This window comes from Flavobacterium sp. (assembly GCF_004211145.1).
In the GTDB taxonomy this organism is placed as follows: domain Bacteria; phylum Bacteroidota; class Bacteroidia; order Flavobacteriales; family Flavobacteriaceae; genus Flavobacterium.
The window spans coordinates 25,634-34,586 of record NZ_SEBS01000037.1 but is presented as its reverse complement, the minus strand read 5'-3'; the positions used below and the strand labels follow the sequence as shown (position 1 = coordinate 34,586).

Annotated in this window: 10 protein-coding genes and 1 tRNA gene; 4 read left to right on the top strand and 7 right to left on the bottom strand. The window is 46.2% G+C overall.

The genetic code is table 11. The annotated features are described in order from the left end of the window. The 4 genes from EOO50_RS14585 to EOO50_RS14570 all read left to right on the top strand — a co-directional run. The coding region (locus EOO50_RS14585; RefSeq protein ID WP_290841016.1) for a hypothetical protein at positions 1–264 on the top strand (264 nt) is incomplete at its 5' end. A gap of 303 nt (positions 265–567) precedes the next feature. Further along, positions 568–1,530 carry a type I phosphomannose isomerase catalytic subunit gene (locus tag EOO50_RS14580; protein ID WP_290841015.1) on the top strand — a complete coding sequence of 321 codons (963 nt, stop codon included), beginning with the start codon at positions 568–570 and terminating at the stop codon, positions 1,528–1,530. Positions 1,531–1,578: 48 nt separating this feature from the next. Beyond that, the gene (locus EOO50_RS14575; RefSeq protein WP_290841014.1) at positions 1,579–1,845 is read left to right on the top strand and encodes a hypothetical protein; all 267 of its coding nucleotides are present in this window, start codon (positions 1,579–1,581) and stop codon (positions 1,843–1,845) included. A gap of 68 nt (positions 1,846–1,913) precedes the next feature. After that, positions 1,914–1,987: transfer RNA gene (locus tag EOO50_RS14570), tRNA-Thr, on the top strand. A gap of 134 nt (positions 1,988–2,121) precedes the next feature. Here EOO50_RS14570 and EOO50_RS14565 read toward each other — a convergent pair. From EOO50_RS14565 to EOO50_RS14535, 7 genes are all read right to left on the bottom strand, one after another. Continuing rightward, positions 2,122–2,850 (bottom strand): DUF4369 domain-containing protein, encoded by a 729-nt coding sequence (locus EOO50_RS14565; protein WP_290841013.1) that lies wholly within the window; start codon positions 2,848–2,850, stop codon positions 2,122–2,124. A 99-nt stretch (positions 2,851–2,949) separates the two neighbouring features. Next, complete coding sequence (locus EOO50_RS14560; RefSeq protein WP_290841012.1) at positions 2,950–4,791, bottom strand: peptidase M61; 1,842 nt, start codon at positions 4,789–4,791, stop codon at positions 2,950–2,952. Positions 4,792–4,846: 55 nt separating this feature from the next. Beyond that, the gene (locus EOO50_RS14555; RefSeq protein WP_290841011.1) at positions 4,847–5,773 is read right to left on the bottom strand and encodes an alpha/beta hydrolase; all 927 of its coding nucleotides are present in this window, start codon (positions 5,771–5,773) and stop codon (positions 4,847–4,849) included. 42 nt (positions 5,774–5,815) lie between these two features. After that, on the bottom strand, positions 5,816–6,094 hold the full coding sequence (locus EOO50_RS14550) for a DUF2805 domain-containing protein (protein WP_290841010.1): 279 nt from the start codon (positions 6,092–6,094) through the stop codon (positions 5,816–5,818). Between the two features lie 92 nt (positions 6,095–6,186). Then, a complete protein-coding gene (locus EOO50_RS14545) occupies positions 6,187–7,023 on the bottom strand; it encodes a sterol desaturase family protein (RefSeq protein ID WP_290841009.1) in 837 nt (278 codons plus the stop codon). A 41-nt stretch (positions 7,024–7,064) separates the two neighbouring features. Next, entirely contained in the window at positions 7,065–8,414 is a 1,350-nt protein-coding gene (locus EOO50_RS14540) for a CHASE3 domain-containing protein (protein ID WP_290841008.1), read from the bottom strand. Between the two features lie 171 nt (positions 8,415–8,585). Then, positions 8,586–8,951, bottom strand: a complete 366-nt coding sequence (locus EOO50_RS14535) for a DoxX family protein (protein WP_290841007.1) — start codon at positions 8,949–8,951, stop codon at positions 8,586–8,588. Positions 8,952–8,953 lie beyond the last annotated feature (2 nt).

The window sequence follows — 8,953 nt, the reverse complement described above, 5'->3', positions numbered from 1 at the left end:
ACGAATGACAAAGGACCAAAATCCGGAAGACAAACGACGAATGACGAAGGACTAAAATCCGGAAGACAAATGACGAATGACGAAGGACTAAAATCCGGAAGACAAACGACGAATGACAAAGGACCAAAATCCGGAAGACAAACGACGAATGACGAAGGACTAAAATCCGGAAGACAAACGACGATGACAAAGGACCAAAATCCGGAAGACAAACGACGAATGACGAAGGACCAAAATAAAATCCGGAAGACAAACGACGAATGACGAAGGACCAAAATCCGGAAGACAAATGACGAATGACGAAGGACCAAAATAAAATCCGGAAGACAAACGACGAATGACGAAGGACCAAAATCCGGAAGACAACGACCTCAAATCAACAAATCAACAAATCAACAAATACCAACTCGCCCAACGGAAGGCAACGACTTCAAATCAACACATCAACAAATACCAACTCGCCCAACGGAAGACAACGACCTCAAATCAACAAATCAACAAATCAACACATCAACAATATCAATCCGTCCAACAGAAGACAACGGACTCAAATCAACAAAACAACACATGCAACTCTATCCACTACAATTCTCCCCAATTTTAAAAGAACGCATCTGGGGCGGAACCAAACTCAAAACCGTCCTCAATAAAGATATAACGTCCGACATTACAGGTGAAAGCTGGGAACTGTCAGGCGTCAAAGGCGATGTAAGTGTCGTGTCGAATGGGAATTACTCGGGCAAATCACTCAATGAATTACTCGAGGAATTTGGAAAAGAAATTCTCGGCGACAACGTCCATGAGAAATTCGGCAATGAATTCCCGTTGCTGTTCAAGTTCATCGACGCTCGCGAGGATTTGTCGATTCAGGTACATCCGAACGACGATTTGGCCAAGAAGCGCCACAATTCGTTCGGAAAGACTGAAATGTGGTACGTGATGCAGGCTGATTACGATTCGCGCATCATCGTCGGGTTTAAAAACCGCTCGCGCCGCGAGGAGTATTTGTTCCATCTGCAGCAAAAATCATTGCTCGACATTCTCGACACGGTTCAGACGAAGGCCGGAGATGTTTTCTTTTTAGAAACGGGAACGGTCCACGCGATCGGAGCAGGCGTTTTGCTTGCCGAAATCCAGCAGACGTCCGACATTACGTATAGATTGTACGATTTCGACCGAAAAGATGCCCACGGAAACAAACGCGAACTTCACGTGGATTTGGCCGTCGATGCGATCAATTACGAAGTCACCGATACCCAAAAATCATACGCCGACCGAGAGAACCAATCGAACACGATCGTCGATTGCCCGTACTTCACGACGAATTATCTGCCGTTGCATACGGAACTTAAAGTGGAGAAAAATGGAGAGTCGTTTACGGTCTACATGTGCGTCGACGGAAACTTCTCAATCGAATACGATTCACAAAAATACAATTACCAAAAAGGAGATACGGTATTGATTCCCGCGGCTTTGAAACAGTTTACGCTAACGGGTTATGCCTCGTTGCTTGAAATATATATTTCATAAACCAAAGATTTACTGTACTTTTGCATCGAAATTAAAAAAAAACAGAAAATGTCAAACGTTAGGAATTTAAAGAAAGACATCAATTACGTATTGGGCGATATCATCGAAGCGGTTTATATCCACGAGATGACAACGGCGGGTCAACCCACGACCGAGACCAATGCGCTTATCGACGAAGCGATCACGGCTTTCGACAATTTGATCACAAAAGTGAACCAAAAAGGTGTTGAGGATAAAAAAGCACACTTCAAACAAATCCACAGCGATCTTGAAGCTACTGCGAACCAGCTTGTTGCTAAAATTAACGCACTTTAAGGTTAAAAACACCTAATATTTTTTTGCAAATTTGAAATTCACATTTATATTTGCAACCACAATGAGACGCCGGTGTAGCTCAGCTGGCTAGAGCAGCTGATTTGTAATCAGCAGGTCGTGGGTTCGAGTCCCTCTATCGGCTCATTGAAAAGCCTCCTTTTTTAGGAGGCTTTTTTTATTTTTAAAAGTTCAAAGGAGCAAGGTGCAAAATTCAGGGTTGGGCATAAAAAAAGCCATCTGGAAAGACGGCTTTTGTAGTTTTTGGACGATGCGTGATTATTGCGCGGCCACGGTATCTTCGGCTTTCTTGCGTTCCGCTACGTATTCGGTAAGCAGTTTCCCGTATTTCGATTTCGCGATCTTGGGCGTCATTCCTTTCTCGATCAATTCGAGGTATTTCACCGTCGCGTCGGGGATTTCGGTCAAGGCTACGAAAGGAGCAATTTCTTTGTCCTTGTTGTTGAGCGCAAAATTTACGACATACAAATACTTGCGCTTGATGACCGACTGGAATTCGGGATCATTCTCAGGAATGCCAGCCGTTTTGGTTTTCATCGATTCTTCAAAAACCCTTTTTGTAATATCCATTTGCTGGTTTACGAAGCGGGAGCGCACCTTTTTGAAATCATCGTATAACTTTTGGTTTTCAGATCCCGTCACTTTCGCGTTCGCATAGAACGTTTCAAGTTTGGTATCGATTTTCATCTTTCCGGGTTCGGCGAAAAACATAAGGCTGTTGTCTATGGAATTCGTTTTTCCGCGGTCGAGAAACAGATATAATGCTTCGGGCTCGTCGATATTCACGTAGGTTACGAACTTCGAATCTCCGTCGATCGAAATGCTGTCGATGGTAACCAACGCGGTATCCTTGAATTTTTTAAGGAACAATGTTCCTTTGTGCAATCCTTCAACATTGCCCGATATCTCGAGGTTGCCGTCCTTGGTTTCTTTGGCGCAGGCGGCGAAAAGTAAAACGGCGAATGTGGCCGCAATCAATTTTTTCATTTGGTTTGGTTTCTTTGGCCGAAGCCGATGTGCGGCAAAAATAAAAAAATCCCCGGGTTGTAAAGCCAAGCCGGGGATTTTAATTCGTTCAGTGGTTTTTTAGCCTTTAAGCCACGCCTGACGCAATTGGTCTTTGGTAGCATCGGTAGCGGTAAACCCGGTCGCGTCTTCATAAGGAAGCTTGATTTTTCCTTTGAGCACTTGCTCTTTTCCGTCGCGCTTGATCTTGACCGTGATATCGTCGTTCTCTTTCCAGTTTTGGCTGCCCATTACGAGATCGTAGATATTGTCGAGGTTGAATTTCGTGCCGTTTACCTCGGTGATGATATCGCCGCCTTTCAAACCGACAGTCTTGTAGAAATCGTTGAGCTCGATGCCCGGCATTACGATGATTTCCTTCGTATCGGGATTCACCGTGATATAAGGCGTCTGACCTTTGATGAACACATTTCCTGCGACTTTGCGCGTCGTTTTGGTCACGCCCATTTTGGCGAAATACTCGTCGTAGTTGATCGGCGTCGTTCCGGCAACGTGCGTCGCGAGGAATTGCCCGACTTCAGGATACGTGAGCGATGTGATTTTCGCGAAAAGATCCTGATCCTTGAACGGCTTTTCAGCTCCGTATTCTTTCGATAGTTTCTGCATCAGGTCAAGAATGCCGCGTTGTCCGTTGCTTTTCTCACGGATGATGATATCGATGCACATCCCAATCAACGCGCCTTTTTCATATACGTTCAAGTATTGCGCCTTATATGGTTCGGTCAACACGTTCTTGCTCATCTCGGTAAATGACATCGTGTCGTTCAGGCGAGCGGAATTGTTGATTTTCGAAGCCATTCTATTATAGAATTCCTCGTCGGTGATCAAACCTTGGTTCACTTGGAAAAGGTTCGCGAAATATTCGGTTACGCCTTCGTACATCCAAAGATGCTCCGACATTTTCGGTGCCGCGTAATCGAAATACTGGATTTGGTCGGCGTGGATGCTCAGCGGCGTCACGATGTGGAAAAACTCGTGTGAAACCGTGTCGATCAAAGCTGAAATCAATTGCTCTTTGGGCATCTGCTCAGGAAAGACAACGGTCGTCGACGTGTTGTGTTCCAACGCCCCGAAACCTTGCGCGTCGGCTTTCATCATGTCCGACATATACAAAAGGATCGCGTATTTCTTCGTCGTGTTTACGGGTCCGAGGAATTTCTTCTGGGCGCGCATCATTTTTTCGATGTCGGGCTGAAGGCTTTTCGCGTCGATAGCAGCGTTCGGAGAATAGACCGCCAACAAGATTTCCATTCCGTCAACCGTAAACGTCGCGTAGTCGGGTTTCGAATACATGATCGGATGATCGCCGACTTCAAAATAACGTGAGTAATTGAAAACGTCTTTCGTGTTCGACGCATCGGCATCGGTCAACGACGTCGCGCCCCAAAGTTCAGCCGGGTGCGCAATCGTGACTTCATAAGGAAGCGAACCTTTGTCCTGGAAATACCCGACGAATCCGTGCATGTTGAGCATGAAATTCTTTCCGGCGTCGATGTTCGTTCCCGCAGGCGAGAATACGTCGTGCTGGTCTTCGATATCGTACGTGTCATTTACGAGATACGTTACTTTCGCCAGTTTTTTCGCGCCCGAGATTTCCCATGAATTGTCGTCGGTCTTCGTAACGGCAAGCGCGTTTCCTTTGGCGTCGGTCGCCTTGAGATCGTCTATGTATTTCCCGTAATTGTCGGTAGAATAAGTACCCGGAACTGTTTTTGGGATGTGATAAACGATTTTATCCGACGTAACTTTCGGAGCCGAAACGGTCACCGGAACCTTGTCGTCTTTCACACCGTTAAGGTCGATCGACACTTTAATGGTTTCGCCTTTGGATTTTGATTGTGCGGCGGCGTCAAAACTCCATAGTGAAGCGACAAAAGCCAGCGCGAGCGCTACATTTTTCATTAATTACGATTTAATTTATTTCGTTAGTGCGCGAAGGTAGGAAATAGTTACAACGTCAAAGTGTTTTTATGAATTGATTAACGACGGTTGAAAGCTCGCTTGAAATCGGTAACTCGGGCTTGTTGTATGAAGCTAGATTTTCAGTCCTGTCGCCCGTGATGATCTTGAAAATGTGGTTCATGTTTTCGATGATCGCAAGTTTGGCGTCGGGTTTCGCCTGTTTGAGTATTTCGGCGTCGAGCACGGGAACCTGGATGTCGGTGGTTCCATTTACGATGAGCGTCGGAATCTTGAGTTTCTTTATTTCTACCGACGGATCGTACTTGATCCACGAAATCATATACGGTTGCACGCTCTCGCGGAACAGCGACGCGTACATCTGATCTTCGAGCTTGAATGTTTTTCCCTGTTTGAGCTTCACGAAGAAACTCTCGAGCGTGTCCTTGATTTCAGGATTTTGTTTGATGACTTGCTCGGTGATGACCTTGTCGATGCTGCGGCCCGCGCCGGCCAACGAGATGAAAGCGTCGGCGTTTCCATTGGCTGCGACCATTCCCACGAGCGAACCTTCGCTGTGTCCGCCGACAATTATTTTCGAATATTTTTTGCTCGCCTTGAAAAATGCGATGACGTCTTTCGCGTCGTTTATGTAATTCTCGAAAGACATTTTCGCTTCGTCGATCTTGCCGCTTTTGATTTCGGCGACGATGCGTTTGTCAAAACTGTAAACCGCGGTCCCGGCCGTCGCCACCGATTCGGCGAGCAATTTCAGGCAGTTCGTTTTCGCGCTTGGCTGGTTGCCGTCGCGATCCGTCGGGCCCGAACCTGACAACAAAATCAATAGAGCCGGTTTTTTTGCTTTTTCAGGCGTGTAAAGTGTTCCTGTCAATAAGGAGTTGACGGCGGTTTCCTCTGTCTTGAACGCGGGATTTTGCCCGAATCCTGAAACCGAAATAAGTAAAAAGAGTACAATTTTTTTCATGAAATAAAGGTATGAAAAAACCCGCCGTGAAGCGGGTTAAGGTCAGTCAAACTTGTTTTTGATGTAATATTTTCCGTCGAGATCCTCGTCGAAGTCATCTATTTTTGGTGGTTTTGGTTTCGGTTTCGCGGCTGCTGCTTTCTTTTTCCATATTTCGAACTTTTCGTTCGTCAGTCGCTTTTTCATAATCTCGAGCACTTCCTGTTCTGAAAGACCGAATTCTTTTTTAATAATCTCGAAAGGATTGCGTTCCTCGAGTGCAAGCGTAACCAGCCGTTCTTTTTGGAAAGGCGAGAGCTCAGGGTGTTTGCTCTTTCTCATGGTATTTGGAAGAAAATTTTATAAAATGCTGAGATTTCCGTCTCAATATTACTAAAAAAAATATTCGGTTTGCTAAGCGCGCGAAAAAAAAGTTATTCCGTGCGTTTTTGGGTCGCGGGCCGATACTTCGAAAACGGAATTTTCAATAGGTTTTTGAGGCGATTGTGTTCGTTTTCATCCATGTGCGTATCGACGCCGTACACGATATCTTCGCGTTTCAATACGAGAAACGTCTTGAATATCCGGTCCCAGATCGAAAAGATGTTCCCGTAATTCGAATCGGTGTACGGCAACACATAATGGTGATGGACTTTGTGCATGTCGGGCGACACGATCACGTAACTGATGATTTTGTCGAGTTTCCCCGGAAGCGTGATGTTCGCGTGGTTGAACTGAGAAAACACCACCGACAACGATTGGTACAAAAACACAAGCCACATCGGGCTTCCGCTTACCAAAACCGCAAGCATCGTAAATACGAACCTGATCACGCTTTCACCCGGATGATGACGGTTCGCCGACGTAGTGTCGATCCACGTATCGGTATGATGGATCAAGTGGAAACGCCACATCCAACGCGTTTTGTGCTGGGCGAAATGCGCGAGCCAGGCGCCGATTAGATCGAGTAGGAGCAACCCGATTATCGCATACAGCCAAGAGTTCATTTGTGGCAGCCAATTCAGGATACCGAAGTCATTTTTGTACACCCAATCGGCCGTCGTAAGCAACAGGAACGCCATCGTGAAGTTCACAACGATCGTAGTTCCCGTGAAGAATAGGTTGATTCCGGCGTGATGCCATTTGCGATACTTGAAATCGAACAAAGGCGTAACGCTTTCCAAAACCCAGAAAAACGCGATGCCGCCGGCCAAAATCATGGCGCGATGCGACGATTGGATTGTTGAAAAATAATCGATTATGGTTTCCATGATGACTAAGATACCAAAATTAAGTTCGTGTTCCGACGCGTTTATTTCGCAAACCGGACCGTAAACGTCGTGCCGCTCGAGCCGTCGCTGTGAACCGAGATCTTCCCGCCGAGATTCTCAACCTGCGCTTTCGTAATGAACAACCCGATTCCCTTCGCGTCAGGATGTTTGTGGAACATTTGGTACATGCCGAAGATTTTTCCGCCGTATTTAGCAAGGTCGATGCCCAGGCCGTTGTCCGAAACATGCATCACGACCTGGCCTTGGACAATTTCTGAAGAAACCTTGATTTTCGCATCGCGTTGGGGCGATCGGTATTTCATCGCATTTGAAATCAAATTCTGCAGAATGCTTTCCATGTAAAGGTTCGAGAACATCACTTCGGGCGCCGCGCTGAAATCACCCTCGACGATCGCATTATTGTTGATGATGTCGCCCTGAAGCGTTTCGGTGATCTTCACGAATACGGTTTCAAAGCGGATATTTTCCTTTTCAATTGCGCGATTTTTCTTGATCTTGAGGATTTCTATAAGTTCGTTCAAAGACGAATTCAAATTCTCGGCAACCTTGCGCAGCATCCCGAAAATATTCTGGTATTCGTCGAGATTGCTTTTGTCATCGACCATGCTGATCAGCGAGGTCATGTTTGCGGCCGACGACCTCAGATTGTGCGACGTAATGTTCGCGAAATCGTTGAGCTGCTGGTTCTGAAACGCCAATTCGTCTGAAAGTTTCGTTTGGATCACGCCGTCAAGTACGATTTGCTTAGCGTTGACACGAATGCGCGTGTAGGCGAAAATGACGATGATGAATGTTACGATTACGAAAGCGAGGAAGTTCAGGTTTCGCGCACGTACGTTGTCGTCGGTTTCCGCCAATTTCGCGGTCAGGATTTCGAGTTGGCCCTTTTGGTAGTTTTCGATTTTGCCGCGGATCGAATCCATGATTTGTTTCCCGCGTCCCATCGAAATCATCGCGGCGGCCTTTTCCATGCCTTCGTTGCGTCGGGTTTCGATCGTGAGTTTCGTGAAATTTTTCTTGAGATCGACGAGATTCCTGAGTTCCTTGATGTGTTTTTCGTCTTCCTCGACGCTGCCTTTCATGTCCTCGAGCGAGTCGAGCCAGTTGTTGACTTCGATGTTTCCGCTGTCGTAGATCTGCAGGAAATTCTCTTTTCCTGTAATCGTATAACCGCGTCCGCCGGTTTCGATGTCGATCGTACTTGTAAGGATTTTTTCGAGAACGGTGTTCGTATTGTAAGTTTGGGCGATGATCTCGCGGTTCTTAGTGACTGTATTCGCCCGATTGTACGTCGACCAGATCAGGATGCAAAAGACAACCGTGACCAAAAAAAAGGTCATGTCGATCTTTCGTTTCAATGAAACTTTCATGTAATGGAATTTTAATTTCCCCGTGGTTAGGTAGCGCGAAAATAAACCAAAAAGAAAAGTTCCGAAAACAGTGCGCGAGCGTTCTATCAACAGACAAATGAACAATTTGCGTTGCGAGAAGTTTTGAGATATTTGTCGCCGATAAAACTCGCAAAACGAACATCTGGAAATCTATTTCACGAACCAAGTATATTGATATGCCCAAAGAATCAGTACGATTTGTAGCGGAAGCCGCAACAGACGCATCCATTTCGGCAGACCTAGAGCGGCTATGTCATGAGTAACCATAAAAACGTTCGCGGGAAAAATAGCGATCAGGAGCGCGATAATCCCGACGGCGGCGTAATGTGAAAGCACGGGAATGCAAAGTGCGATGCCGAGGATTATCTCAGCTGCTCCGCTGATCGCGTTGAGTAGTTTCGGGTTCGGAAAATAACTCGGGATGATCCTGCAATACATGCGCGGCGTCCTGAAGTGGTTAAAACCGGCGCCGACATATAAAACGGCCATCACATACAAATGCCAGGGTAGTTGCAAAG